Annotated in this window: 28 protein-coding genes; 16 read left to right on the forward strand and 12 right to left on the reverse strand. The window is 59.2% G+C overall.

Going from position 1 to position 25,673, the window contains the following annotated elements; translation table 11 throughout:
* Positions 1-106: 106 nt before the first annotated feature.
* The 4 genes from CRO62_RS21405 to CRO62_RS21420 form a co-directional block, all read right to left on the reverse strand.
* Positions 107-781, reverse strand: a complete 675-nt coding sequence (locus CRO62_RS21405) for an HAD family hydrolase (RefSeq protein ID WP_097101729.1) — start codon at positions 779-781, stop codon at positions 107-109.
* A gap of 6 nt (positions 782-787) precedes the next feature.
* Positions 788-1,225, reverse strand: a complete 438-nt coding sequence (locus CRO62_RS21410; protein ID WP_003511773.1) for a bleomycin resistance protein — start codon at positions 1,223-1,225, stop codon at positions 788-790.
* 275 nt (positions 1,226-1,500) lie between these two features.
* Entirely contained in the window at positions 1,501-2,916 is a 1,416-nt protein-coding gene (gene tldD / locus CRO62_RS21415) for a metalloprotease TldD (protein ID WP_097101731.1), read from the reverse strand.
* Between the two features lie 79 nt (positions 2,917-2,995).
* Positions 2,996-3,520: an invasion associated locus B family protein gene (locus tag CRO62_RS21420; protein WP_097101733.1), complete on the reverse strand. Its 525-nt coding sequence runs from the start codon at positions 3,518-3,520 to the stop codon at positions 2,996-2,998.
* Positions 3,521-3,961: 441 nt separating this feature from the next.
* Here CRO62_RS21420 and coxB point away from each other — a divergent pair, with 441 nt between their 5' ends.
* The 12 genes from coxB to CRO62_RS21485 all read left to right on the forward strand — a co-directional run bounded on the left by coxB (position 3,962) and on the right by CRO62_RS21485 (position 13,906).
* On the forward strand, positions 3,962-4,825 hold the full coding sequence (gene coxB, locus CRO62_RS21430) for a cytochrome c oxidase subunit II (RefSeq protein WP_373694489.1): 864 nt from the start codon (positions 3,962-3,964) through the stop codon (positions 4,823-4,825).
* A 17-nt stretch (positions 4,826-4,842) separates the two neighbouring features.
* Positions 4,843-6,552, forward strand: a complete 1,710-nt coding sequence (ctaD, locus tag CRO62_RS21435) for a cytochrome c oxidase subunit I (protein WP_097101737.1) — start codon at positions 4,843-4,845, stop codon at positions 6,550-6,552.
* Between the two features lie 381 nt (positions 6,553-6,933).
* Positions 6,934-7,887, forward strand: coding sequence for a heme o synthase (locus CRO62_RS21440; protein WP_097101739.1), 954 nt, complete (start codon positions 6,934-6,936; stop codon positions 7,885-7,887).
* A complete protein-coding gene (locus tag CRO62_RS27690) occupies positions 7,887-8,018 on the forward strand; it encodes a hypothetical protein (protein WP_013635615.1) in 132 nt (43 codons plus the stop codon). Before CRO62_RS21440 ends, CRO62_RS27690 begins: the two co-directional genes overlap by 1 nt.
* A gap of 42 nt (positions 8,019-8,060) precedes the next feature.
* A complete protein-coding gene (locus tag CRO62_RS21450) occupies positions 8,061-8,690 on the forward strand; it encodes a cytochrome c oxidase assembly protein (protein WP_097101742.1) in 630 nt (209 codons plus the stop codon).
* A 63-nt stretch (positions 8,691-8,753) separates the two neighbouring features.
* Positions 8,754-9,629, forward strand: coding sequence for a cytochrome c oxidase subunit 3 (locus CRO62_RS21455; RefSeq protein WP_003511788.1), 876 nt, complete (start codon positions 8,754-8,756; stop codon positions 9,627-9,629).
* Positions 9,630-9,729: 100 nt separating this feature from the next.
* Complete coding sequence (locus CRO62_RS21460; protein WP_097101744.1) at positions 9,730-10,116, forward strand: DUF983 domain-containing protein; 387 nt, start codon at positions 9,730-9,732, stop codon at positions 10,114-10,116.
* Positions 10,117-10,126: 10 nt separating this feature from the next.
* A complete protein-coding gene (locus CRO62_RS21465; protein WP_097101746.1) occupies positions 10,127-10,861 on the forward strand; it encodes an SURF1 family protein in 735 nt (244 codons plus the stop codon).
* 63 nt (positions 10,862-10,924) lie between these two features.
* The gene (ispH, locus tag CRO62_RS21470) at positions 10,925-11,971 is read left to right on the forward strand and encodes a 4-hydroxy-3-methylbut-2-enyl diphosphate reductase (protein ID WP_097101749.1); all 1,047 of its coding nucleotides are present in this window, start codon (positions 10,925-10,927) and stop codon (positions 11,969-11,971) included.
* Positions 11,972-12,063: 92 nt separating this feature from the next.
* Positions 12,064-13,032 (forward strand): homoserine kinase, encoded by a 969-nt coding sequence (locus CRO62_RS21475; RefSeq protein ID WP_097103190.1) that lies wholly within the window; start codon positions 12,064-12,066, stop codon positions 13,030-13,032.
* Positions 13,029-13,469 carry a ribonuclease HI gene (gene rnhA / locus CRO62_RS21480; protein ID WP_003511799.1) on the forward strand — a complete coding sequence of 147 codons (441 nt, stop codon included), beginning with the start codon at positions 13,029-13,031 and terminating at the stop codon, positions 13,467-13,469. Before CRO62_RS21475 ends, rnhA begins: the two co-directional genes overlap by 4 nt.
* A 128-nt stretch (positions 13,470-13,597) precedes the next feature.
* Positions 13,598-13,906, forward strand: coding sequence for a Dabb family protein (locus tag CRO62_RS21485; protein ID WP_097101752.1), 309 nt, complete (start codon positions 13,598-13,600; stop codon positions 13,904-13,906).
* A gap of 64 nt (positions 13,907-13,970) precedes the next feature.
* On the opposite strand, the gene CRO62_RS21490 is transcribed toward CRO62_RS21485, so the two are convergent.
* Complete coding sequence (locus CRO62_RS21490; RefSeq protein WP_003511803.1) at positions 13,971-14,456, reverse strand: peroxiredoxin; 486 nt, start codon at positions 14,454-14,456, stop codon at positions 13,971-13,973.
* A gap of 122 nt (positions 14,457-14,578) precedes the next feature.
* Positions 14,579-15,427: a protein-disulfide reductase DsbD domain-containing protein gene (locus tag CRO62_RS21495; protein WP_019564180.1), complete on the reverse strand. Its 849-nt coding sequence runs from the start codon at positions 15,425-15,427 to the stop codon at positions 14,579-14,581.
* 162 nt (positions 15,428-15,589) lie between these two features.
* Between CRO62_RS21495 and CRO62_RS21500 the strand changes: the two genes are divergently transcribed.
* The 3 genes from CRO62_RS21500 (at position 15,590) to CRO62_RS21510 (ending at position 17,768) form a co-directional block, all read left to right on the forward strand.
* Complete coding sequence (locus CRO62_RS21500; RefSeq protein ID WP_003511807.1) at positions 15,590-16,195, forward strand: YqgE/AlgH family protein; 606 nt, start codon at positions 15,590-15,592, stop codon at positions 16,193-16,195.
* 107 nt (positions 16,196-16,302) lie between these two features.
* On the forward strand, positions 16,303-16,494 hold the full coding sequence (locus CRO62_RS21505) for a CsbD family protein (RefSeq protein ID WP_097101754.1): 192 nt from the start codon (positions 16,303-16,305) through the stop codon (positions 16,492-16,494).
* 167 nt (positions 16,495-16,661) lie between these two features.
* Positions 16,662-17,768, forward strand: a complete 1,107-nt coding sequence (locus CRO62_RS21510; RefSeq protein WP_097101756.1) for a putative zinc-binding metallopeptidase — start codon at positions 16,662-16,664, stop codon at positions 17,766-17,768.
* 123 nt (positions 17,769-17,891) lie between these two features.
* On the opposite strand, the gene CRO62_RS21515 is transcribed toward CRO62_RS21510, so the two are convergent.
* The 4 genes from CRO62_RS21515 to thrC are packed head-to-tail and all read right to left on the reverse strand — an operon-like array spanning position 17,892 to position 24,152.
* Positions 17,892-20,807, reverse strand: a complete 2,916-nt coding sequence (locus CRO62_RS21515) for an EAL domain-containing protein (RefSeq protein ID WP_003511812.1) — start codon at positions 20,805-20,807, stop codon at positions 17,892-17,894.
* Positions 20,804-21,403, reverse strand: coding sequence for a GNAT family N-acetyltransferase (locus CRO62_RS21520; RefSeq protein ID WP_003511814.1), 600 nt, complete (start codon positions 21,401-21,403; stop codon positions 20,804-20,806). The genes CRO62_RS21515 and CRO62_RS21520 overlap by 4 nt, the downstream gene beginning before the upstream one ends.
* A 33-nt stretch (positions 21,404-21,436) precedes the next feature.
* The gene (locus CRO62_RS21525; protein ID WP_003511816.1) at positions 21,437-22,735 is read right to left on the reverse strand and encodes a M16 family metallopeptidase; all 1,299 of its coding nucleotides are present in this window, start codon (positions 22,733-22,735) and stop codon (positions 21,437-21,439) included.
* A gap of 19 nt (positions 22,736-22,754) precedes the next feature.
* Complete coding sequence (gene thrC / locus CRO62_RS21530; protein ID WP_097101758.1) at positions 22,755-24,152, reverse strand: threonine synthase; 1,398 nt, start codon at positions 24,150-24,152, stop codon at positions 22,755-22,757.
* A gap of 276 nt (positions 24,153-24,428) precedes the next feature.
* Between thrC and CRO62_RS21535 the strand changes: the two genes are divergently transcribed.
* The gene (locus tag CRO62_RS21535) at positions 24,429-24,968 is read left to right on the forward strand and encodes a PilZ domain-containing protein (RefSeq protein WP_179784152.1); all 540 of its coding nucleotides are present in this window, start codon (positions 24,429-24,431) and stop codon (positions 24,966-24,968) included.
* A 74-nt stretch (positions 24,969-25,042) separates the two neighbouring features.
* Here the strand turns inward: CRO62_RS21535 and CRO62_RS21540 are convergent, their stop codons facing one another.
* Together CRO62_RS21540 and CRO62_RS21545 are read right to left on the reverse strand one after the other, a co-directional pair.
* Entirely contained in the window at positions 25,043-25,357 is a 315-nt protein-coding gene (locus tag CRO62_RS21540) for a BrnA antitoxin family protein (RefSeq protein ID WP_097101762.1), read from the reverse strand.
* Complete coding sequence (locus CRO62_RS21545; protein ID WP_097101764.1) at positions 25,336-25,614, reverse strand: BrnT family toxin; 279 nt, start codon at positions 25,612-25,614, stop codon at positions 25,336-25,338. The genes CRO62_RS21540 and CRO62_RS21545 overlap by 22 nt, the downstream gene beginning before the upstream one ends.
* Between the last annotated feature and the right edge of the window lie 59 nt (positions 25,615-25,673).

Below are 25,673 nucleotides of genomic sequence, written 5' to 3' on the forward strand. Positions count from 1 at the left end.
CCACTCCGTTGATGAATGCGCCGACAGATGAATTCGAACCGGATCGGCCTGTCAGCCGATATGCGCGTCACCATAAGCACAAATGGCTAAAGCATGTGACGCGCCTTCATGCCTCTGATAACGGCGCCTTTTGCAGGAGGCCCGCAACCGCATGAAGATCGCTTGAAACGGCGATGCATTTTTCCCGCATTTCCTCGGTCGGCGGCGCGACATCCGGTACCATGATCGTCATCATGCCCGCCGACGAGGCGGACCGCACGCCGTGCCAGGAATCCTCCAGTGCCAGGCAACGGCCCGGATCGATGCCGAGACGTTTTGCGGCAGTAAGATATGGCATTGGCGACGGCTTCGGCTCCGAATAGTCGCCGCGAGCGACGATGGTATCGAAACGTTTGAGCAGGTCATAGGGGCCGAGATGACGCGTGACGGAATCGTGCCGCGAGGAGGTGGCGATGGCGCGGCGGATATCGAGCCTGTCGAGAAGATCGAGGATTTCGACGACGCCGGGTTTCAGCGCCACGCCTTCCGCCATCATCACGGCAAGATGCCGGAGCCAGGCGTCGCGGAAGCTGTCGATCGGAAAATCCGCGCCATAATCGGCGAAAATGGTGCCGGTGATGACATCCCACGGGCTGCCGCAGACCTTCTGATAGGTCTCGACCCGCATTCCGTGGCCGCCCTCATCTGACGCGGCCAGAAAGGAATCGCGATAAAGCGTCTCGCTTTCGATCAGCAATCCGTCCATGTCGAAAACGACAGCATGCGGGAGAAAAGGCAGCATGGCAGCTCAACCGAACCGGAAGGGGCGTTCGCCGAGGCTTTCGAACGGGCGGAGCAGATAACCGTCCGGATCGGCGACGATGAATTGCCGGTTGCCGACCTCGACTGTGCCGCGCCTGTACCATTTTTCCTCTGACGGCAGGACAAGATCGATTGAGGCCCGCTCAAGCCGCGCGAGGATGGGCAGCAGGGAAGGAACGGCAAGTTGCAGATTCATGCCGCGGCCCAGCGGAAATTCAAGCGCTGCATTTTCCGCCACGAAGGTCCGGGTCGCACCGATCTGGTCGATCATCAGCTGCGCATCACCCAGCGCCAGATAGGCAAAGCCCTCTTCGGCGCGCTCATAAACCACATGAAAACCGATCAGGTCGCAATAAAAAGCGCGGCTTTTCTGCCAGTCGCTGACGGCTAGTTCCGGGACGAGGGCATTTCGTATGATGGTCATGGTCTCCTTTGCCGCGCAGGCCCGGCGACGGGAGGCGTGGCCTGCGGTGATGGGGCGATATTATCGTCTTCCGGGTGACTTGCCAGAGGAATCCTCATCATGGCAGCCATGTGCGGAGTTGTGGGCTGAAGCAGGTTCAACTTTTCGGCCTGCCACAGCTTTTCTCACCTCATGCCGGACATGATCCGGCACACAGTCAGCCCAAGTCCTTGGGCTGAAACGGCTCCTCTCGCCAAGCGGACACGGATAGGCTGGATTCCGGCTCGAGGCCGGAACTACGCCTTCGTGCCGCCGACGGTGATTTGGTCCATGCGCAGATGCGGCTGGCCGACGCCGACCGGCACCCATTGCCCGGCCTTGCCGCAATTGCCGATGCCGGTGTCCAGTTTCGAATCGTTGCCGATCATCGAGACGCGCTTCATTGCGTCCGGCCCGTTGCCGATCAGCATTGCACCCTTCACCGGCGCGCCGATCTTGCCGTTCTCGATGAGATAGGCCTCGGTGCAGCCGAACACGAACTTGCCTGATGTGATATCCACCTGACCGCCACCGAAGGAAACGGCATAGATGCCCTTCTTGACGGAGGAGATGATCTCCTCGGGCGTCCTGTCGCCTGACAGCATGTAAGTGTTGGTCATGCGCGGCATCGGCACATAGGCATAACCCTGCCGGCGGCCATTGCCTGTCGCCTTCGCACCCATCAGCCGGGCGTTCTGGCGGTCCTGCATGTATCCCACCAGCCTGCCGTTCTCGATCAGCACATTATAGGCCGACGGTGTTCCCTCGTCGTCGACGGTGAGCGAACCACGGCGGCTGTCGATGGTGCCGTCATCCACCACAGTCACACCGGGGGCGGCCACCATCTCGCCCATAAGGCCGGCAAAGGCCGAGGTTTTCTTGCGGTTGAAATCGCCTTCGAGGCCATGGCCCACAGCCTCATGCAGCATGACGCCGGGCCAGCCGGAGCCGAGCACCACATCCATGGTGCCGGCCGGCGCATCGACGGCGCTCAGGTTGACGAGCGCCTGGCGCAGCGCCTCGTCGGCACCGCGCTGCCAGTTCTCCGTGGTGATGAAATCGCCAAAGCCGACGCGGCCGCCAATGCCGTAGGAGCCGCTTTCCTGCCGGTCGCCTTCACCAGCCACCACGGAAATATTGATACGGGTCATGGGCCTGACATCGCTGACGCGATGGCCATCGGCGCGCAGAATATCCACTACCTGCCAGCTTGCGGAAATCGTCGCCGTCACCTGCCGGACATTTGCGTGCCTGTCGCGCAGATAGGCATCGATATCGGTGAGAAGCTTCACCTTCTCCTCGAAGCTCGGGCTGCCGATGGGGTTTTCGTCGCCATAGAGCTTCTTGTTGGTACGCTGCGGGGCTGCGGCATAGGAGCCGGAATACCCTCTCGTCACGGCGCCAACCGCATCCGAAGCGCGTTTCAGCGCACTTTGAGAAAGCTCGCCCGCGTGGGCATAGCCAACCGTCTCGCCGGCGACGGCGCGAAGGCCGAAGCCCTGGTCCGTGTTGAACGAACCGCCCTTGAGGCGGCCATTATCGAAGGTCAGCGATTCGGCCTGCGCATGTTCGATGAACAACTCGCCATCATCGGCACCGGCAAGCGCTTCCGCGACCAGCTTGCGCAACTGCGTCTCGTCGCAATCGAAGAGATTTACAAGGTCGTTGGTCATTGAAGGCTCCAGTCTTTATCGTTCCATCGATTTAGGCACTGGAGCCGACAGACGCAAGGCTGTCTCTTTAGACGAGGCTTCAGGGAAGCGCGTCGTAGCCTTCGGCAAAGCCGGTGAGCTCGATCGGAATACCGACACGATCCTGATCGACGGATTCACGCAAGGCGAAGACCGCGTTCTTGCCGGCGCGCAGAACCTTCAGCAGTTCGTCGTCAATATCGACCTCGACATAGCAGCCTTCGGAGAAGCAGCGGGTGAAATAGGCGCGGCCAATATTGTTGTTGTCGATATAAAGCTCCATGCCGTCTTTCAGGAGCACGCCAAGCGGTGCGAGGATACGCAGGATGCGCGACTTGCGGTCGGCGGTTTTCAGGATCACCACCGAAAGCCCCACTTCCGGGCGGTCGTCGGCAATCACGTTCTGCATCAGGGCGCATTGATCTTCGGATGCGCCTGCCGGCTTGTCGCAGATCACCGACCATGCTCCATGCGTCGACTTCGGCGTTCCGGGCGGCTGCTGTTGCGCCAGCGCCGCTGCGGCGGGAGCGATGATGGCAAGACCGGCGGCGGCAAGAAAAGTGCGCGCGAGCGGGGAAAGACGCATGGATACCTCTGGGATTCGAATCAGTGCGGCTATTTTGACGCCATAATCCGGAAAAAAAAGCCTTGGTACCTCAATTCCAGCCGAGTTGGGCGGAAATAGGACCTGTTGCCAGGTGCATGCGCCTGATTTGACCGTGCGGCAGCCGGTGCCTGGTGGCTGAAGCCTGCTGCAAAAGCGCTGCCAGCAGGGGCTGCGCCGGATTTTGACCATTGCCAAGCGCGCCTGAAATATCTTGCGGGATACGGGACGTGGGAAACTCGGCTGCGATGAACAATGGTGAAATTGGCTGACATCCGTGTCCTTACGCATATTGCGGCAGAGGACAAACTGTGGTTTGAAGTTAGTAACATAAGCATGGATTCTGCGTCTGTAATTGATCAAGATCAGACGCGTGAGGGAGAGGGTACCGTGACGAATAGGATTTACGCAGCACTGGCGGGGATGACCTGTCTGCTCACGGCTGTCGGCGCCCACGCCGATCAGCCGGTGCATTGGCAAATGGGCATGCAGGAGGCCGCCACGCCGATCATGCACGAAATACGCTGGTTTGAACAATATACGCTCTGGTTCATTGTTCCGGTTACGCTTTTCGTTCTTGCGCTGCTTATTATCGTCGCCTTGAAATTCCGCGCAGCGAAGAATCCGGTGCCGTCCAAGACCAGCCACAACACCGCGATCGAAGTGGTGTGGACGCTTGCGCCGGTTCTCATTCTCCTGTTCCTCGCTTTCCCGTCGTTTAATCTTCTGAACGCGCAGCTGACGCAGCCGGAAAACCCTGATCTGACGCTGAAGGCGACTGCGACGCAGTGGCTCTGGAACTACGAATACAAGGCTGCCGAAGGCGCCGAGCCGCTCTCCTTCGACAGCTACCTGCTGAAAGAGCAGGATCGTGCAGCTGCAGGCAAGGAGGACAAGGCCCGCTACCCGCGTCTTCTCGCGGTAGACAATGAAATGGTCGTTCCGGTCGGCAAGACCGTTCGCCTTCTGGTGACGGCGGCGCCAACGGACGTCATCCACGCCTTCGCCATGCCCGCTTTCGGTGTTAAGATCGACGCCGTTCCGGGCCGCCTCAACGAAACTTGGTTCAAGCCGGAGAAGGAAGGCCTTTATTACGGCCAGTGTTCCGAGCTTTGCGGCAAGGACCACGCCTTCATGCCTATCGCCATTCGGGTGGTTTCCGAACAGCAGTACAATGCCTGGCACGCCGCCGCCGCTTCAGATCTGAACGGCGCGAACCGGGCACTGATGGCCTCCGTCGATGGCGCTCCGCGCACGGTCGACGTTGCCGCCAACGAAACCAACTGAGACCTGGAGTGACGACAATGGCTGGACCTTCCGCACACGACGATCATCACTCGCATGGTCAATCCGCTCATGATGGGCGCGCGCATGATGATCATTCGCATGATCATTCCCATAAGCCGGGCTTTTTCGCCCGCTGGTTCCTGTCGACCAACCATAAGGACATCGGCACGCTCTACCTGATCTTCGCCATCATGGCGGGCATCATCGGTGGCGGGCTTTCGGTTGTCATGCGTATGGAGCTGCAGGAGCCGGGCATCCAGATCTTCCACGGTCTGGCCTCCATGGTTTACGGCTTCGAGGGCGATGCTGCCATCGACGGCGGCAAGCACATGTTCAACGTGTTCACGACAGCGCACGCGCTCATCATGATCTTCTTCATGGTCATGCCGGCGATGATCGGCGGCTTTGCCAACTGGATGATCCCGATCATGATCGGCGCTCCTGACATGGCTTTCCCGCGCCTCAACAATATTTCCTTCTGGCTGATCGTTCCGGCGTTCATCCTGCTGCTCCTGTCGCTTTTCGTCGAGGGTCCGGCGGGCGGTTACGGCGTGGGTGGCGGCTGGACCATGTATCCGCCGCTTTCGACCAACGGCATGCCGGGACCGGCAGTGGATCTTGCGATCTTCTCGCTGCACGTTGCCGGCGCGTCCTCGATCCTTGGCGCCATCAACTTCATCACCACCATCCTCAACATGCGCGCTCCGGGCATGACGCTGCACAAGATGCCGCTTTTTGCCTGGTCGGTTCTGGTCACCGCATTCCTGCTGCTGCTTTCCCTGCCGGTTCTGGCTGGTGGCATCACCATGCTCCTGACCGACCGTAACTTCGGCACGGCATTCTTCTCGCCGGAAGGCGGCGGTGATCCGATCCTCTACCAGCACCTGTTCTGGTTCTTCGGCCATCCGGAAGTGTACATCCTGATCCTGCCCGGCTTCGGCATCATCAGCCACATCGTGTCCACCTTCTCCAAGAAGCCGGTCTTCGGTTATCTCGGCATGGCATACGCCATGGTCGCCATCGGCGCTGTCGGCTTCATCGTGTGGGCGCACCACATGTACACGGTCGGCCTTTCGCTGGAAGCGCAGCGTTATTTCGTCTTCGCAACCATGGTCATCGCGGTGCCGACGGGTATCAAGATCTTCTCGTGGATCGCGACGATGTGGGGCGGTTCGCTGACCTTCTCGACCCCGATGGTCTGGGCAATCGGCTTCATCTTCCTGTTTACGGTCGGAGGTGTTACCGGCGTCCAGCTCGCCAATGCCGGTCTCGACCGTTCGCTGCACGACACCTACTACGTCGTGGCGCACTTCCATTACGTTCTGTCGCTGGGCGCGGTCTTCGCGATCTTCGCCGGCTGGTATTACTGGTTCCCGAAGATCACCGGCTACATGTACAACGAGGTCATCGGCAAGCTGCACTTCTGGGTGATGTTCGTTGGCGTGAACCTGATCTTCTTCCCGCAGCACTTCCTCGGCCTTGCCGGCATGCCGCGTCGTTACATCGATTATCCCGATGCCTATGCCGGCTGGAACCTGGTGTCTTCCTATGGTTCCTATATCTCGGCCGTTGCCGTATTGATCTTCCTCTTCGGTGTTTGGGAAGCCTTCGCCAAGAAGCGGATCGCTGGCAACAATCCCTGGGGTGAAGGTGCGACGACGCTCGAATGGCAGCTGTCCTCTCCGCCGCCATACCACCAGTGGGAACAGCTTCCGCGCATTCGCTGAATGCCGGACCGGAGTGCGCGGGCAGGGCTTGCGAGCTCCGGAAGCTGAAAAGAGGGGATGGTGTGGGCTTATCCGCGCCGTTTCCCTTGAGGCGGACGGTGTCTGCTGCTGCGTGAGGCATTTTGTCCAAGCGAAGCTTTTCGTGCGACATGATAAAAGCCAAGTACTGCTACTATGAATGGGCAGACGCAGCAGGGCGACGGAACGGGCGTGGCGATATGCCAGGCGCATGGCATCGGGTCTTTGACCCCGGTGCTGCCCGTGCCGGAACGTTCGGACCAATGAATTGACGCACCGTGCATGCCGAAAACGACACTCTGTTTTCGGGCTGGTGCAAGGGATGTCGCGGCAAGCGGCATTTGAAGAAAAACAGGATACGAAATGACCGTCATCGACAATCGCGAAATGCTTGGCCTGGAAAGCTCCGAACTTTCGGAAGCCGGCGCGCGCGATTATTTCGAATTGCTGAAACCGCGCGTCATGTCGCTCGTCGTCTTCACGGCGTTTGCGGGCCTCGTGCTGGCGCCGGGCCACATTAACCCGGTCCTCGGCCTCATCGCCATTCTCTGTATTGCCGTCGGTGCCGGCGCATCCGGCGCGCTCAACATGTGGTACGATGCCGATATCGACGCCGTGATGAGCCGCACCGCCAAGCGGCCGATCCCGTCCGGCCGCGTAGCCCCGGGCGAGGCGCTGGCCTTCGGGTTGACGCTCTCGGCCTTTTCAGTGGTCATCCTCGGCCTTGCGGTCAACTGGTTCTCCGCCGGACTGCTCGCCTTCACCATCTTCTTCTACGCCGTCGTCTATACGATGTGGCTGAAACGCTCGACACCACAGAACATCGTCATTGGTGGTGCTGCCGGCGCTTTCCCGCCCATGCTTGGCTGGGCCTGCGTCACCGGCGGCGTTTCGCTTGATAGCGTCATTCTCTTCCTCATCATCTTCTTGTGGACACCAGCCCATTTCTGGGCGCTGGCGCTGTTCAAGATGCGCGATTACGGCTCCGTCGGCATTCCGATGATGCCGAACGTGGCGGGCGAGCGCTCCACCAAGAACCAGATGATCGTTTACGCCGTTCTGACGGCTGCCGCTGCGGTCGCGCCGTATTTCACCGGTCTGGCGAGCCTCGGTTACGGCATTTTCGCTGCCGTGCTGAGCGTGATCTTCGTTTACTGTTCGCTCGATGTCCGGCGCATGCCTGACGGTGACGAGAAGATGTTGCCCGCCAAGAAGATGTTCGCCTATTCGGTGCTTTACCTCTTCGCCATCTTTTCCGGCCTCCTGGCCGATCATTTCGCTCCGGCCCTCAAGGCCGTGATTTCGGGAGTTTTTTGATGGAAACCGTGGAATTGAGCGCGGCGCAGAAAAAATCGAGGCGCGGGCGCAACGTCGCGCTCGGCGTCTTGCTCGCCGGTCTGGTGGTGCTGTTTTACGTCATCACCATCATCAAGATCGGCTCGCATTGACGGCCTGACAGTGAGAGCATGATCGGAGGAGAGGAGGGGGACATGGCGAATACCGGGGCAAATATCGGGGCAGACAAGGCAATGGCCGGCACGCAGCGGGTGAGCAATCGCTCCATCCTCGTGCTCTGTCTCGTGTTTTTCTGCGCTATGATCGGTATGGCCTATGCCGCCGTTCCGCTCTACAGCCTGTTCTGCCGCGTCACTGGCTATAACGGCACGACCCAGCGCGTCGAGCAATATTCCGACGTCATTCTCGACAAGACCATCAACGTCACCTTCGACGCCAATACGTCGAACGGCCTCAACTGGGATTTCCGCCCGGTCGACAAGCTGGTCACGCCGAAAATCGGCGAAACGGTGCAGATCAATTTCAAGGCGACGAACCGCTCAGCGGTGGCAACCACGGGCACGGCGGTCTTTAACGTCACGCCCATGGAAGCAGGCGCTTATTTCAACAAGGTGGAGTGTTTCTGCTTCACCGAAACGACGCTTCAGCCGGGCGAAACGCTCGAAATGCCGGTGGTGTTTTTCATCGATCCGGATATCGCCACGGCGCGCGAAACGAAGAACATTCATACTTTGACGCTGTCCTATACGTTTTATCCGGCCAAAACCGAAAAACCGGTTGCGTCCTTGCCGGTAAAGACTGAATCTGGCGAAAGCAAATTGTGAGAGGAGACTCGGGCCTTTTGAGCAGGGCCGGGTCTGGGAAGAGATACCAGGGGATTGTCACACATGGCAGATACGCATCAGAAGAACCACGACTACCACATCATAGATCCAAGCCCCTGGCCGCTTCTGGCCTCGATCGGCGCCTTCATTCTGACCTTCGGCGGCGTCTGTTACATGCGTTACCTGTCGGCTGGCTCCTTCAAGCTGTTCGGCATGGAACTGGCCAATCCCTGGCTGTTTTACATCGGTCTCGTCATCGTGCTCTACACCATGTACGCATGGTGGGCAGACACGATCAAGGAAGCCAATGAGGGTAGCCACACCCGTGTCGTTTCGCTTCACCTGCGTTACGGCATGATCATGTTCATCGCCTCTGAGGTGATGTTCTTCGTCGCGTGGTTCTGGGCCTATTTCGATGCCAGCCTCTATCCGCACGAGGCCATTCAGGCGTCGCGCCTCGAATATACCGGCGGTCAGTGGCCGCCAAAGGGCATCGAGGTCATCGATCCCTGGCACCTGCCGCTCTACAACACCGTCATCCTGCTTTTGTCGGGCACCTGCGTCACCTGGGCGCACCATGCCCTGCTGCACAATGACCGCAAGGGGCTGATCACCGGTCTCGTCCTCACCGTTGCTCTCGGCGTCCTGTTCTCGACCGTGCAGGTTTACGAATACATGCACGCCCCGTTCGACTTCAAGAACTCGATCTATGGCGCGACCTTCTTCATGGCGACCGGCTTCCACGGTTTCCACGTTTTCGTCGGCACTGTTTTCCTGCTGGTCTGCCTGCTGCGCGCCATTGCCGGCGGTTTCACGCCGAAACAGCATTTCGGCTTCGAAGCGGCTGCCTGGTACTGGCACTTCGTTGACGTGGTCTGGCTGTTCCTGTTCTTCGCCATCTACATCTGGGGCGGCTGGGGCGCGCCGCTGGCGGAGTGATGCGGTTTGTTTTCTGACTCGGAGGGCGGCATCTGCCGCCCTTTGTGTTTAAACAGGCGGGTCGGACGGAGGTTTAACCGGCCCAAGGCGGGAGGCCATCATGTCTGAACCCGAAAACGGCGGTTTTGCGCCGGTGGACCCAATAAAAGTCGGGCTGAAGGGCTGCTGCCCGCGTTGCGGCAATGGCAGGCTGTTCGACGGCTTCCTGACCCCGAAACCCGCATGCAGCGCTTGCGGGCTGGATTACGGCTTTGCCGATGCGGGTGAAGGCCCGGCCGTCTTTGTCATGCTGATCGTCGGTTTCCTTGTCATCGGGCTGGCGCTTTGGTTCGATCAGCGTTTTGCGCCGCCCGTCTGGGTGCATGTCATGCTCTGGTTGCCTTTTGCGGTGATCGTCTCCCTCGTGCTGCTGCGCAAGATGAAGGGCATCATGATTGCGCTGCAATACCGCAACAATGCAAGCGAAGGCAGGCTTGATCGTGAATGAGGTTTCCCACATGAAGGCGGCGGAAAGACGCATCTGGTTTGCCGCGCCGCTCGTCCTTTTGGCACTTGCCATCCTTCTCGGACTAGGCACATGGCAGGTGAAGCGGCTTTACTGGAAAGAAGCGCTGATTGCCGATATCGAGGCGCGGCGCAACGCAAGTCCGGCCACGCTCTCGCAGATAGAGGCCATTGCCAAAAGCGGCGGCGAAATTGAATATCGCAGGGTCAACGTTTCCGGCGTTTTCGATCATGCCCGCGAGCGGCATTTCTTCGCCACCCACCAGGGCAGAACCGGCTATTACATCTATACTCCGCTGTCGCTTGCCGATGGCCGCATCCTCTTCGTCAATCGCGGCTTCGTGCCTTTTGAGATGAAGGAGGCGCCGAAGCGGCCTGAAGGGCAGGTCGCGGGCGAGGTGGAAATCAAGGGACTGGCGCGCGCGCCGCTCGTTGCAAAACCGTCTTCCCTGCTGCCGGATAACGATATCGCCAAGAACATCTTCTACTGGAAGGATCTGGCGGCCATGGCGTCGAGCACCGATATCCCGCCCAACAGGCTGGTCAACCTGTTCGTGGATGCCGACGATGCGCCGAACCCCGGCGGCTGGCCACAGGGCGGCGTGACGCTGATAGATTTGCCCAACAATCACCTGCAATATGCGATAACGTGGTATGGTCTGGCGGCGGCCCTTGTCATCGTCGCCGGTTTTGCCTATTTCCGGAACGGTAAGGCGCAAGGTGAATAACGCGCGCCCTGTCCGGTAAGGCTGGCTACCGGGCAAGGGCAAGGAGCACGCCAAGGAGCACGAATGAACATCGCCGTTTCCAGACCCCCTTTGACGATAAGGCTGTGCGGACCGCGCGGCTTTTGCGCGGGCGTGGACCGGGCGATCCAGATCGTCGTGCTGGCGCTGAAAGCCTATGGCGCGCCGGTCTATGTCCGCCACGAAATCGTCCATAACCGATACGTGGTCGAGGGGCTGGAAGCCAAGGGCGCGATTTTCGTCGAGGAACTGCACGAAATACCCACCGAGCATCGCGAGCAGCCGGTGGTCTTTTCCGCCCATGGCGTGCCGAAATCCGTGCCGGAGGATGCGCAGGCGCGCAACCTGTTTTATCTCGATGCCACATGCCCGCTGGTCTCCAAGGTCCATAAGCAGGCCATGCGCCACCAGCGCCTCGGCCGCCATGTCGTGTTGATCGGCCATGCCGGTCACCCTGAGGTCATCGGCACCATGGGCCAGCTGCCCGAAGGCACAGTCTCGCTCGTCGAGACGGTGGAGGATGCCGGCACCTATGAACCGGTGGACCGCGAAAACCTCGGTTTCGTCACCCAGACAACGCTGTCTGTCGATGATACTGCAGGCGTTATTGCCCGGTTGCAGGAACGTTTCCCGGCCATTCAGGCGCCAGCCGCCGACAGCATTTGTTACGCCACCACCAACCGTCAGGATGCGGTAAAGCAGGCGGCCCCCGGCTGCGATCTCTTCATCGTGGTCGGCGCGCCCAATTCGTCAAACTCGAAGCGGCTGGTGGAAGTGGCGCTGCGTGCCGGTGCCAAACACTCGGTTCTGGTGCAGCGTGCGGCGGAAATCGATTGGGATGCGATCGGCGATATCCGCACCGTCGGTCTTTCGGCTGGCGCTTCCGCGCCGGAGGTCATCGTTGATGAGATCATCGAAGCCTTCAAGGCGCGTTTCGATACGACGCTCGATCTGGCCGTCACGGTGGAGGAAACGGAACATTTCCTCGTCAACCGCGAACTGCGCAGCATCGAGCTGACGACGGACGACATGGCTTTCGTGAACGGCAATGCCAGCAATGCCCTGCCACCGAAAGCCGCCACTGGCGCCTAGACCGGGATGGCGAGATATGTGAGCGGTTCCCACCGCGCATACGTCATCCCCTCTTCAGATTTTCACTCCATCCTTCATCAAGAGATTTGAAATTGGCAGTTTATACGGACATCACCGAAGATGATCTGAGGAATTTCCTCATACAATACGACGTTGGCAGCCTCACATCCTATAAGGGCATTGCCGAAGGCGTCGAAAACTCCAATTTCCTGCTGCATACGACGAAGGATCCGCTGATCCTGACGCTTTACGAAAAGCGCGTGGAAAAATCCGATCTGCCGTTCTTCCTCGGTCTCATGCAGCATCTGGCCGCCAAGGGTCTGTCCTGCCCCTTGCCGCTGCCGCGCAAGGACGGGGAACTGCTGGGCGAATTGTCCGGCCGCCCGGCGGCGCTGATCTCCTTCCTTGAAGGCATGTGGCTGCGAAAACCGGAATCGAAACATTGCCGGGAGGTCGGCAAGGCGCTGGCCGCCATGCATCTGGCCGGTGAGGGGTTCGAGATCAAGCGCCCCAATGCGCTCTCCGTCGATGGCTGGAAGGTGCTGTGGGACAAGTCTGAAGACCGCGCCGACGAGGTGGAGAAGGGCTTGAAAGACGAGATCCGCCCGGAAATCGATTATCTCGCCGCCCATTGGCCGAAGGATTTGCCTGCGGGCGTCATCCATGCGGACCTGTTCCAGGACAACGTGTTTTTCCTCGGCGACGAGCTTTCCGGCCTGATCGATTTTTACTTCGCCTGCAACGACCTCCTCGCCTATGACGTGTCGATCTGCCTCAATGCCTGGTGCTTCGAGAAGGATGGCGCTTATAACGTCACCAAGGGCAAGGCGCTGCTGGAAGGTTACCAGTCAGTGCGTCCGTTGAGCGAGGCGGAACTGGATGCCTTGCCGCTTCTGGCACGCGGCTCGGCGCTGCGCTTCTTCCTGACCCGCCTCTATGACTGGCTGACGACGCCGGCAGGCGCGCTGGTGGTGAAGAAAGACCCGCTGGAATATCTGCGCAAGCTGCGGTTCCACCGCTCCATCGGCCATGTCGCCGAATACGGGCTGGTTGGCGAATGAAACATGTCGATATCTTCACCGATGGCGCCTGCTCCGGCAATCCCGGTCCGGGCGGCTGGGGTGCTGTTCTGCGATATGGCGAGACCGAAAAGGAATTGTCCGGCGGCGAGGCCGATACCACCAACAACCGCATGGAGCTGCTGGCGGCCATCTCGGCGCTCAACGCGCTGAAAAGCCCCTGCGAAGTCGATCTCTATACCGACAGCGCCTATGTCAAGGATGGCATCACCAAGTGGATTTTCGGCTGGAAGAAGAAGGGCTGGAAAACCGCCGATAACAAGCCGGTCAAGAATGTGGAGCTGTGGCAGGCGCTGGAGGCGGCGCAGGAGCGCCATAAGGTGACGCTGCACTGGGTCAAGGGCCATGCCGGCCACCCGGAAAACGAGCGCGCCGACGAATTGGCACGCAAGGGCATGGAGCCTTTCAAACGCCGGTAACGGAAGTCTGTTTTCTTCCACTCGGCCCTTATCCGGGCCAACCGTGATAAGGGATTGTGAAAACTGAAACCCGATCTATCTTGTCGTCAAACAGTTGGACGATGTTCCAGCGGAGGAGAGACATTCAGATGATCCAGCATTGTGTATTTCTACGGTTCAAGGCTGCAACGGCATCCTCTGAAAAACACGCGGTGTTTGAGGCAATTGCGGCCCTCAAGGACGTGATACCCGGCATAATCGATGTAAAATACGGCCAGAATGTTTCGCCGGAAGGCCTGAACGGCGGTTTCGTCGATGGCTTCATCGTGACGCTGGAAAGCCCGGAAGCCCGCGACGAATATCTGGCGCACCCGCAGCACATGGAAGTCGGTCAACGTCTGGTCTCGCTGACCGATGGCGGTCTGGCCGGGCTTCTGGTGTTTGATATGAACGTGTGAAAAAGGGCGGTTTGACCGCCCTTTAATGGATACTGTGCTTCATTCGCGACGACAGAGAGGCGGTTTAAAGCTGCTCGATCATCGCTGCAGCAGCCGAGACCGTCGCCTGACCCGGATTTTCTTCCACGTTGAGCGACGTTACCACGCCGTCTTTCACCAGCATCGAATAGCGCTTGGAGCGCACGCCGAGGCCGCCGCCGGAGAGGTCGGCATCGAGGCCGAGCGCCTTGGTGAAGGCGGCGTCCCAGTCGGCGAGGAAGTGAATTTTGCCCTGGCCGCCGGACGATTGTGCCCATGCGCCCATGACGTGCCAGTCGTTGACGGAAACGACGGCGATGTCATCCACGCCCTTTGCGAGAATGGCGTCGCGGTTTTCGAGGTAGCCCGGCAGGTGGTTCAGCGAGCAGGTGGGGGTGAAAGCGCCGGGTACGGCGAAAAGTACCACCGTCTTGCCGCCAAAAAGCGCATCGGTGGTGGTTTCCACCGGGCCATCGGCGGTCTTTTCCTTGAAGGTTGCGGAAGGCAGTTTTTCGCCGATCTTGATAGTCATGTCCATGCTCCTATGGCCGTTTGGTTCGCGCGACTATAGAGCAAGGAAAAGAAAACTGTCATACGGTTTTCGCGGGAAATTCCATGGCTGAGACAGCCGTTCGGGATATGCCGCCGAACCGATCAGGGCTTTGGAAAATTGAGCATGGTCTCCATGGTCCGATCGCCGGATTTGACCAGAATAGGCCAGCTGTTGCCCTGCACCTGATAGGTTTTCGGCAAGCCCTTGATGTTCATGTAGAACGAGAGCTTGCGCTTGTCGCGCACCAGGTTCTGCGGCTCGTAATAGGCAAAACCCGAGGGGCCGGCGATGAATATCTCGGTCTCCTTCGGCGCGTTTTCCGGTAGCTGCAATTGCACGCCGAGCATGGTCTTGTCGGGCGTGATGTGGAAATCGACAACCTTGAAATCGTCGGACGCAGCCTCTGGCAGCGTCTCGCGCGCCTCTTCCAGCAATCGCCGCTCTTCGTGGTCGTCATCGCCCGCATTGCCGCGGCTGATCGAAAACGTCGCCTCAAAGGGAATGCAGATATTCTGGCAGACGCCGATGAAGGCGGTGAGGTCGATGTTGCCTCCCGCTTTGGCGTCCACGGCTTTCAACTGGAAGGGAATGCTGACGGCGTGATCGTAGCCGATATCGGTGATATCGCCGTTCTCGATGAGCTTGGGAACAGGATAGGCCATTGATGTCAGGCTTACACCGCTTGCCGGGTCAAGCGTGATCTTGGGCGGTATTCCAGCTTCGCCCGGTTCGCGCCAATAGGTTATCCAGCCGTCTTTCGGCTCGATCTGCAACACGCCGCGCACCACGCCGTCCGCATCCATGGCAAGGCTCGCCACGCGCATCTGGCCGCCTTCACTTCTCGCCCAGTCGGTAATTTCGGCCTGCGCTACTTGCCCGCCACCGAGAAGGGCGGCGAAGGCAACAGCGAGGCGAAGATGTGAAAATCGAAAGAATGTCCTGACGCTCATTCTTTCCGTCTAACCCAACATCGCCCGATGGACCAGTTACGAATTCGTGCGGTTCATCATTTTCGGTTGATTGATCGGGCGCGATGCCGCATCCTGTGCTCTGTCGAAGTGCGAACGCCGCTTTCCCGTTCAATGATGGAATTCGGCAAGCTGGAGGCGCCGGTGAGCTTTTCAACCCTGATGGACAAACGCGAACGTGGCTTTTTCGACAGCCAGTTCCTTATCGCTATGCCGGGGCTGGACAATGGCAATTTTGCCCGTTCGGTGGTCTATATCTGCGCCCATTCGGATGCTGGAGCCATGGGTTTCATCATCAACCGGCCGCAGCAGATCACCTTCACGGATATTTTGCTGCATCTGAAGCTGGTGGACAGCAACGACGCCATCATGCTGCCCAACCGCACCCGGGAATTTCCGATCCAATGCGGCGGCCCGGTCGAATCCGGCCGGGGTTTCGTGCTGCATTCCGATGATTATTTAAGTGAATCGAGCATTCCGGTCAGCGACGACATTTCCTTGACGGCGACGCTGGATATCGTGCGCGCCATTTCCAACGGTCGCGGCCCGCAAAAGGCCACCATGATGCTCGGTTATGCCGGCTGGGGTCCGGGCCAGCTGGAAAACGAGATCGCCAATAATGGGTGGCTGAATTGCCCGGCGGCGGAAGAGCTGATTTTCGACCGTGGACTGGACAACAAATACGAGCGGGCGCTTGCGCTTATGGGTGTGGATGCTCGCATGCTTTCTGCGGAAGCCGGCCACGCCTGATTTTTTCGTGACGCTCCTTTTGTCAACTGCTGGAACCAATCCCAATCCCTGACGTTAACAATCCCGAAAGCCGCACAGACAGTACGGCTCAACTAGGGAGCAGTAACATGGGTAGCACATCAGATAAAATCGCCGGTACAGCCAAGGAAGTTGCTGGCAAGGTCAAGAAAAACGTCGGCGAAGCAACCGGCAACAACGAGCTGCGCGCCAAGGGTGCCGCTCAGGAAACCGAAGGCAAGGTACAGAAGAACGTTGGCAAGGCCAAGGATGCGGTCAAGGGTGCCGTTGATCGTATGTAATGCCGCCTGACGGGCTCCCGTGTCTTTGATGCGGTGCTTTGGAGCGCATGTGTTATCGCACATGCGCTCTTGTCGTCTGGAGGCCTGAAGGGCGGGTTTGTTACGCCTTTCACGTTGGTCTCTTATATTCGCCTTCACTCAACTCATCCACCGCAAGGGTTTCATGAATGAAGCTTTTTTCCTGCGCTTCCTGTGGCCAGCCAGTCCACTTCGATAATCGTTTCTGCGTCTCCTGCGGCCATCGTCTGGCCTTCGTGCCGGATCGCCTCTCTATGGAAGCGCTGGCGCCTGCGGGTGAGCCGAACTGGCAACTTATCGCCCAGCCGGAAAGACAGGTGCGTTTTTGCGCCAATGAGGTGAACGACATCTGCAACTGGTCGGTGCCGGCGGAAAGCCAGAACGCCTTTTGCCCGGCGTGCAGCCATAACCGTCTCGTGCCGAATATCGCGACGGACAAGGGCATCGAACAATGGCGCGGCATCAGCCAGGCGCAGCGGCATTTGTTTTATTCGATATTGCGTCTCGGCCTGCCGCATCCCAACCGCGATGCCGATCCTGTCGGCGGGCTAGTCTTCGATTTTCTGGTCGACGAGGTCGCACCCGACGGTTCCGTCATTCCCGCCATGACCGGCCACGACGAGGGCCTGATCGCCATTCGCGCGGCAGAGGTGGATGATGCGACGCGCGAGCAGGTGCGCGCCAACATGAACGAGCCCTATCGCACCATGCTTGGCCATTTCCGCCATGAGGTCGGGCATTTCATCTGGAACAAGCTGGTTCGTGATGCGAACCGACTGGAGGCCTGCCGAGCTGTATTCGGCGACGAGCGCGAAGACTATGCCGCGGCGCTACAGCGCAACTACGAGCAGGGGCCGCGCCCCAACTGGCAGGAAACCTTCATAAGCGCCTACGCCTCCGTGCATCCCTGGGAGGATTTTGCCGAATGTTTCGCGCATTATCTTCACATCGTCGACACGCTGGAAACCGCGCGCGCCTTTGGCGTGGCGATAGACCCCGATGGACATGAGGAAATGGCGGCGGAGGTCACTTTCGATCCCTATAATGCCCGTAGCGCCGCACAACTGGTCAAGGCCTGGATTCCGCTCAGCGTCGCCATCAACTCGATCCAGCGCAGCATGGGGGAGGCGGACCTTTATCCCTTCGTGCTGGCCCCGCCTGTTGTGAGCAAGATGGAGTTCATCCACGACCTGCTACACGGCAGGATCGACGCGATGCCTCAACAGCAGATGCAGCAGTTCGCGATGGTGCAGTGAATAAGGGACACGAGAAGTCATAGTCAGGAAACGCGCCGTTTCCTTCTCCCGTCATTCCGGCTCAATGCCGGAATGACGGCGGTGGATAGAGTAGCCCTTTACCACCCCATATTCCAATACCTTTTACGAAGCCCGCTTCGTCGGCTGGAACCGCTCCCGCAGAAGCTTCAGCGCCGCATCGCCGGAAACCGGGGTGCCGAACAGGAAGCTCTGGCCGAAATGGCAGTTCATGCGTGAAAGTTCCGCCGCATCCTCAGGCGTTTCAATGCCTTCCGCCACCACTTGCATATCGAGCGCGCGCGCCATGGCGATAACGGAGCGCAACAGCACGTTGCGCTTGTCGCTGGTATTGGCCACCAGTGCCTTGTCGAGCTTGATCGTGTCGAAGGGGAAGCGGGTGAGATAGGCAAGTGACGAATAGCCGGTGCCGAAATCGTCCATGGCAAGGCTGATGCCCGTTTCCTTCAGCTTGGAAAGCACCAGCCGCGCCTGTTCCGGGTTCTCCATCACCACGGATTCCGTCAGTTCCAGCTTCAACTGCTGCGGATTACAGCGCGTTCGCGTCAGCATGCCGCGCACGTCGTTATACAATTCGTTGTTCAGCAGTTGCGCGCTGGAAATATTGACGGAGATGAAGATCGGCATCTTCTCGATGGAATGCTGCCAGTCCATCAGGTCGGTCGCCGCCCTTTCCAGCGCGAACATGCCGAGCGGTTCGATCAGGCCGGATGCTTCCGCGATGGGGATGAATTCGCTCGGCGGAATGTTGCCGCGTTTGGGGTGTTCCCACCGCATCAGCGCCTCGAAACCGGCCAGCGCGCCATCGTCAAGCTTGACGATGGGCTGATAGGCGAGCGACAACTCCTTGCGCTCGATGGCGCGGCGAAGATCGCTTTCCATTTGCAGGCGGTCGGTGCCGGACGTGCGGAAAGCGGGGCGGAACGGCTCGACGCGGTTTCCGCCAGCGCGTTTGGCGCGGTACATCGCCAGTTCCGCATCGCTCAAGAGACCTGCGGCGCTTTCCTGCTGGTCGATCCATGAAACGAGGCCGATGGAGGCGGTGAGGATGATTTCGCGGTTGGCGAAATTGATCGGCACCATGATCGCCTTGTTCACCGCATCGGCGAAATCGGCCACCCGCTGCGGATCGCGCTCCGAGGTCAGGATCAGGCCGAATTCATCGCCGCCGAGACGCGCCAGCGTATCCTGCGGTTTCAACAGACGGCGCAGACGCCGCGTCAGCGCGATGAGGATATTGTCGCCCGCAGCAATGCCGAGCGTATCGTTGACCAGCTTGTAACGATCGATATCGATCGCCATCACCGTCGGGCGCACGCCGTCGCTTTCAGGAGAGAGGTTGAGGATCGATTGCAGGCGGTCGAGGAAGACCTGCCGGTTCGGAAGCCCGGTCAGATTGTCGTTCATCGCATCCTGCAACAGCCGCTCCACCGAGTTCTTCTGCTCGGTGATGTCGGTGATGGTGCCGACGCAGCGGATGATTTCGCCGTTGGAGCCGAGAACCGGGCGGGCGCGGATTTGCAGCCAATGGAAATGTCCGTCTTCAGCGCGAATGCGGAATTCGTGATTGAGGCGGCCCTTGCGATGGTCGAGCAGCACGTCGAGCGTTGCCTTGAACCGGTCGCGATCGTCAGGATGCAGGCGCGGCAGCCAGTTGCGCGCAGCACCATGCATCGTGCCGGGCTCCAGCCCCAGACGGTTGGAAATGTCAGGCGTGGTGACGATGCGGTCGCGCGTCACGTCCCAGTCCCACACGGTGTCGCCGCTGCCCGTCAGCGCCAGCGATTGCCGTTCAAGATCGGAAAACAGGCCCTGCTGATAGGCGCTGCCGGCAAAGGCATGCTGGATGACGGTGAAGCCGATCAGAAGCACGATCAGCACCAGCCCGCCGCCAAGCGCCGGCTGCACGATGTCGTTGTCCAGTTGTCCCGTTACCGTCAGCCAGCTGCCGAACAGCCAGACGAGGATGAGCGCCCAGGACGGAACGAGCAAAATCGCCCGGTCGTAACGGTTGAAGCCGAGATAGATGATGAGCGCGATGCCGGCCGTCGCTGTCAGGGCGAAGGAGACGCGCGCGATACCGGAGGCGACCGAAGGATCGTAAATCGCGACGCCGAACAGCAGCGCCAGACCCACCACCCAGGCGAAGGTCGCATAACCCAGATGCGCGTGCCAGCGGTTGAGATTGAGATAGGTGAACAGGAAGACCACGAAGCTGGAGGCGAGAGCCACTTCGGCGCCCGCCCTCCATATTCGCTGATCGCTGGATGTGACGGTGATGAGTTTTTCAAGGAAGCCGAAATCGACGCAGATATAGGCGAGCACCGCCCAGGCAAGCGCGGCCGACGCCGGCAGAACCGAGGTTCCCTTGACGACGAACAGGATGGTCAGGAGCACGGCCAGCAGGCCGGCAATGCCGAGAACGATGCCGCGATAGAGCGTGAAGGCGTTGATCGTATCCTTGTAGGCTTCCGGTTCCCACAGATAGATCTGCGGCAATTGCGGGGTCGACAGCTCGGCGACGAAGGTGATGACGGAGCCGGGATTGAGCGTGATGCGGAACACGTCGGCATCCGGGCTTGGCTGCCGGTCAAGCGCAAAGCCTTCGCTCGGCGTGATCGCGATGATGCGCTGCGAGCCGAGATCGGGCCAGAACAGCTTGGAATTCACCAGACGGAAATGTGGTGCGACGATAACGCGCTCCAGCTGCTCTTCCGAGACGTTGGCGAGCGCGAAGACGGCCCAGTCGCCCTGATGGTCGGTGGAGCTGGCGCGCACCTCGATACGGCGGCGGATGCCATCCGGACCGGGCGCGGTTGAGACCTGAAAGGCTTCACCCTGATTGGCATAGATATCGGTTGTCGCGGTGAGATCGAGCGCCGTATCGTCACGGGAAATCTTCACCGGCTCGAAGGCGTAGGAAAGAGACGAAAAAAGCAGGAAAAACAGGAAGAACGGCGCAGCCAGTGCAATTGCCGCCAGACGTTTCGACAGGCACGGCGCAGAGTGAGTGTAAGTCATGTATCGTACTTCGTTCCACTGGAGCTTTGCTTGTCGGCAAGAAGGGAAAACATCGTATGATCCCGCCATTGGCCGTTGATTTTCAGATATTCCCGCAAGAGGCCTTCCCGCTGGAACCCGGCATTTTCGAGAAGCCGGATGCTTTTGAAGTTTTCCGGAATACAGGCTGCCTCGATACGGTGCAACTGAAGTCCGTTGAAGATATAGGGTATTACCAATTTTAATGCGGCAGACATATGGCCTTGCGCGGCGTAGCGTTCGCCCACCCAATATCCGATCATGCAGCTTTGTGCAGCACCCCGCCTGATATAACCGATGGTGATGCCGCCAACGAGCAACGTCTCCTTCTCGAATAGCAGAAACGACACGGCGGTGCCGGAGGAAAACTCCTGGCCGTTGCGCACCACACGCGTGCGGAAGGAGCCTTCCGTCAGTTCGTCGGGGCGCCAGGTGGGTTCCCACGGCTGGAGAAACTGCCGGCTTTCCGAGCGCAGAACGTGCCACTGCTTGAAATCGCCATAGCGCGGCAGTCTGAGAAGATGGTTGGCGCTGCGCAGTTCCGGGGTGTCGTTATGTCGGGAAAGAAAACGCAGCATTCACCATCCCTGTACGGAAAGAAACCGCAACCCTCAGCCGTTCGCCTTTATCCTTGCGGGCTGCTGCGCGGAAAGCGCGGCAGTAATGTCTGAAAGAGGCGGCAGCTGTTCGAGCGGGCCAATTGCAGACAATGTGGGAACTGTATCGAAAAACAGCCGTCCTGCAAGATCGGTCAGGCGTTCCCGCGTGATGTCGTTCAGGCGCTCCATCATCTCCTCATTGGGGATGGGTCGGCCGTAAAGCATCATCTGCCGTGCCATCTGGCCGGCACGGGCTGCCGGGCTTTCCTGACCCATCAGCAGTTGCGCGCGGATTTGTGCGCGGGCGCGGTCGATTTCTTCCTGATGAATGGTCTGGGAAGATTTGCGCAACTCGTCGACGATGACGGGCATCAGTTCCGGCAGGTCGTTGCCGCCGGTCGCCGCATGCACGCCGAAAATGCCGGTGTCGGAAAAACCCCAATGGAAGGCATAAACGGAATAACAAAGGCCGCGGGACTCTCTCACTTCCTGGAACAGGCGCGATGACATGCCGCCACCGAGAATATTGGCGAGAATTTGCGAACAGTAGAAATCGCGGGCGTGATAGGCCTTGCCCTCGAAGCCGAGAAGCACCTGCGCGTCCATGAGGTCACGGGTCTCGCGGATTTCCCCGCCGGTATAGATCGCCTTTTCGAGAACCGGCGTGGTGACCGGCAGCTGCGGCAGCGAGGCAAAGCGTTCTTCCACCTGCTTCACGAAGCTCTGGTGATCGACAGCACCCGCTGCAACGACGAAGATGCGATCCGTCGTATAGTTGCGGGCGAGATAATGCCTGATCTGGGCGCTGGTGAAGGATTGCACGGTTTCCGGAGTGCCGAGGATCGGGCGGCCGATGGTCTGGTCGCGATAGGCGACGCCGGAAAAATTGTCGAAGATCACATCGTCAGGCGTATCGGTGGCGGCACCGATTTCCTGGAGAATGACGTTTTTCTCGCGCTCCAGCTCGTCTTCGTCGAAGAGCGATTCCGTCAGAATGTCGGCAAGGATATCGACGGCGAGCGGAACGTGGTCTTTGAGGACGCGGGCGTAGTAGGAAGTTGTTTCCGTCGATGTCGCGGCGTTGACTTCGCCGCCGACATTTTCGATCTCTTCGGCGATCTGCCGGGCGGTGCGGCGCGCCGTACCCTTGAAGGCCATATGCTCGAGAAGATGGGCGATGCCGTGCTCGGCAGTCGTCTCGTTGCGGGACCCGGATTTGATCCACACCCCAAGAGCAACGCTTTCGAGATGAGGCATTCTTTCCGTAACAACGGTCAACCCGGACGAAAGCCGGGTCACATTAACTCTCATATCAAGTCTTTCCGCGTCTCTATTTGCCGGCGCGTGCGTGGCTGCCGATGAAGGTTTCCACCGTCTTCAGCTCTGCGTCCAGAATGTCGAAACGCTCCTCCCGGTTCATAATGTCAGCTAGCCATACTGGAAGCGCCGGGTCGATTGCGCAAGCGGATTTTACGGCGGCCGGGAATTTAGCCGGATGGGCAGTGGACAGGACCACCATCGGGCTTGATGCCTTTTCGTGTTTTTCCGCCACAAAAACGCCGGTCGCCGTATGCGGGTCGATCAGGTAACCGTTTTTCTCAAGCGTGTCGCGGATCGTCGCCGCCACCTGCTTTTCGGTGGCGCGGCCGGCGCGGAAATCCTTCTTGATGAATTTCAGCGCATGCGGCGGGATTTCAAACGCGCCGGATTGCTTGAGGCCATCCATCGACGCCTTTACCGCAGCGGCATCGCGGCCATAGGCTTCAAACAGCAGCCGCTCGAAATTCGAGGATATCTGGATGTCCATCGAGGGCGAGGTGGTGGGCGTGACGCCGCGCATCTCGTAGCGACCGGTCTTCAGCGTGCGCGCCAGAATGTCGTTGTCATTGGTGGCGATGACAAGCTTGTCGATCGGCAGGCCCATCTTCTTGGCGACGTAACCGGCGAAGATATCACCGAAATTGCCCGTTGGAACGGTGAAGGAAATCTTCCGGTCGGGACCGCCGAGCGACAGGGACGCCGTGAAATAATAGACCACCTGCGCCATGATGCGCGCCCAGTTGATGGAGTTGACGCCCGAAAGCTTGACGCCGTCGCGGAACTTCGCGTCGTTGAACATTTCTTTGACGAGGTTCTGGCAATCGTCAAAATTGCCGTTGATCGCCAGCGCATGCACGTTGGAGGCGGTGGAGGTCGTCATCTGGCGCTGCTGCACCGGAGAGACCTTGCCATTGGGGAAAAGGATGAAGATGTCGGTGCGCTCGCGCCCGGCAAAGGCGTCGATGGCTGCGCCGCCCGTGTCGCCGGACGTGGCACCGACAATGGTGGCGCGCTCGCCACGCTCAGCCAGCGTATAATCCATCAGGCGGGCGAGAAGCTGCATCGCCACGTCCTTGAAGGCAAGCGTGGTGCCGTGGAAAAGCTCCAGCACGAAGGTGTTCGGCCCGGTCTGCGTCAGTGGTGCCACGGCCGGATGGCGGAACGTCGCATAAGCGTCGTCGATCATCGCCCTGAACTTGTCGGCCGGAATTTCACCGCCGGTGAAACGGTAGAGAACCTCAAACGCGATGTCCTGATAGGACTTGCCGCGCAGGTTGCGGATTTCCTTTTTCGACATGGAGGGCCATTCGCGCGGCACGTAAAGCCCGCCATCACGGCCAAGGCCCGCCAGAAGCGCGTCGCAGAAACCAAGCGAAGGGGCCGCACCCCTGGTCGATACATATTTCACGAGATAGTCCCTTGTCGTTTACCGGTCTGTCCGTTGCCGTTACCGGCTCTTTATCAGCAGCATCCCGCCGGAATGAGGCGATTGGCGAGGTAATGAAGGGCTTTTTTGAAAATTCAAGCAAAACCAAACATGCCAATCGATTTTTTCCGGCGTCGCTGCTATAGACCATCGCCAACCTGCGTGAAAGGTCAATAAACAGCGTCTCCGGTTCGGTTCCGGGACAATGGAGAGGGAATTAGAAGAGTGTCAGGGAATTTCTTGCGTTTGTCCGCCGCGATGTCGCTTCTGGCCGTTGTTGCAGGATGCAATTCCTCCAATCCGTCAGACTCGCTTGCCGTCAACCCTCCGGCGGCGCAGGCAAATGCCGTTGCCCCGGTGGTGCAGGCCAACTGCCCGGCGGTCACGGTTCTCGATGCCAATGCCGTCCACCGCGTCTATGCGGGTGGCGCAAAGGACGATCCGCAGAAACTTGCCTATCAGGTTTCGCTGTCAGACACGACGCGCTCTTGCACCGCGAACGAAACCACGCTGACGGTAAACGTGCTGGCCCAGGGCCGTCTCGTTCCCGGCCCGATGTCAAAGCCCGGCCGCGTGACCGTACCGATCCGCGTCACCGTTAAGGACGGCGACGGCGAGATTTATGGCGAAACGACCAATTTCGCCATCGACGTTGCCGCAGGCGGTGCCGGCACGCAGTTCATCTTCAACAACGATCATGTCGCCATTCCCAACGGACCGGGAGGCGCACCGAGGTCGGTCAGTGTCTATATCGGTTTTGCCGAGCAGGGCGCAAAGGGCAAGACCAAGCGCCGGTGATTTGACGGACTGAGAATTAAAAAACCGGAGACTGCTTGCTACAGGCTCCGGTTTTTTGTGGAATGGAAACTAATTTAAAGGCCGGCTGCTTTCCGCAGGGCGTCATTAATGCGGCTCTGCCATCCTTTGCCACTGTCGCGAAAACGCTCTACCACATCTTCATCGAGGCGCAGCGTTACCTGTTTCTTCGGTTTATCTACCGGCGGGCGACCACGCGATTTTCGGTACTCATCAATCGCTTCAAAAAATGCGGGGGGGAGAACCTCCTTGGCGGGGCGAGCATTCGCAAGCTCCTGATCCGTCATTTCCGGGAAATCCACCGCATTCCAGTCCGCTTCGGTATAGCCGCGTCCGGGTTTGAATTCTTTTAGTTTTGCAACTTTGGCCACGGCAACCTCCTTCTTTCCCTGGAACTCGCCTTTCGAAAACTGATGACGGATATCGCTTCTGTTCCTACAGTCGCAAAAACAACGGACATAGTCCCGTCCCGAAAATATCCGATCGCTTTGAAGCGCGAACTTCCCTGTTCGGTCAAGCTTTTCTCGATGATGGCGTTTTCCCAATCAAAGCCATCGATATCTTCAAAGTCGAAGCCGTGCTTCTCGATATTGGCGAGCCTCTTCGGCTCGTCCCATATGATTTTCATGAATTAATGTAGCTACATTTATTAAAATATCAATGCTGCTACTCAGATCATGAAACAAG

It is taken from the genome of Rhizobium sp. AN6A, assembly GCF_900215635.1.
GTDB lineage: Bacteria > Pseudomonadota > Alphaproteobacteria > Rhizobiales > Rhizobiaceae > Agrobacterium > Agrobacterium tumefaciens.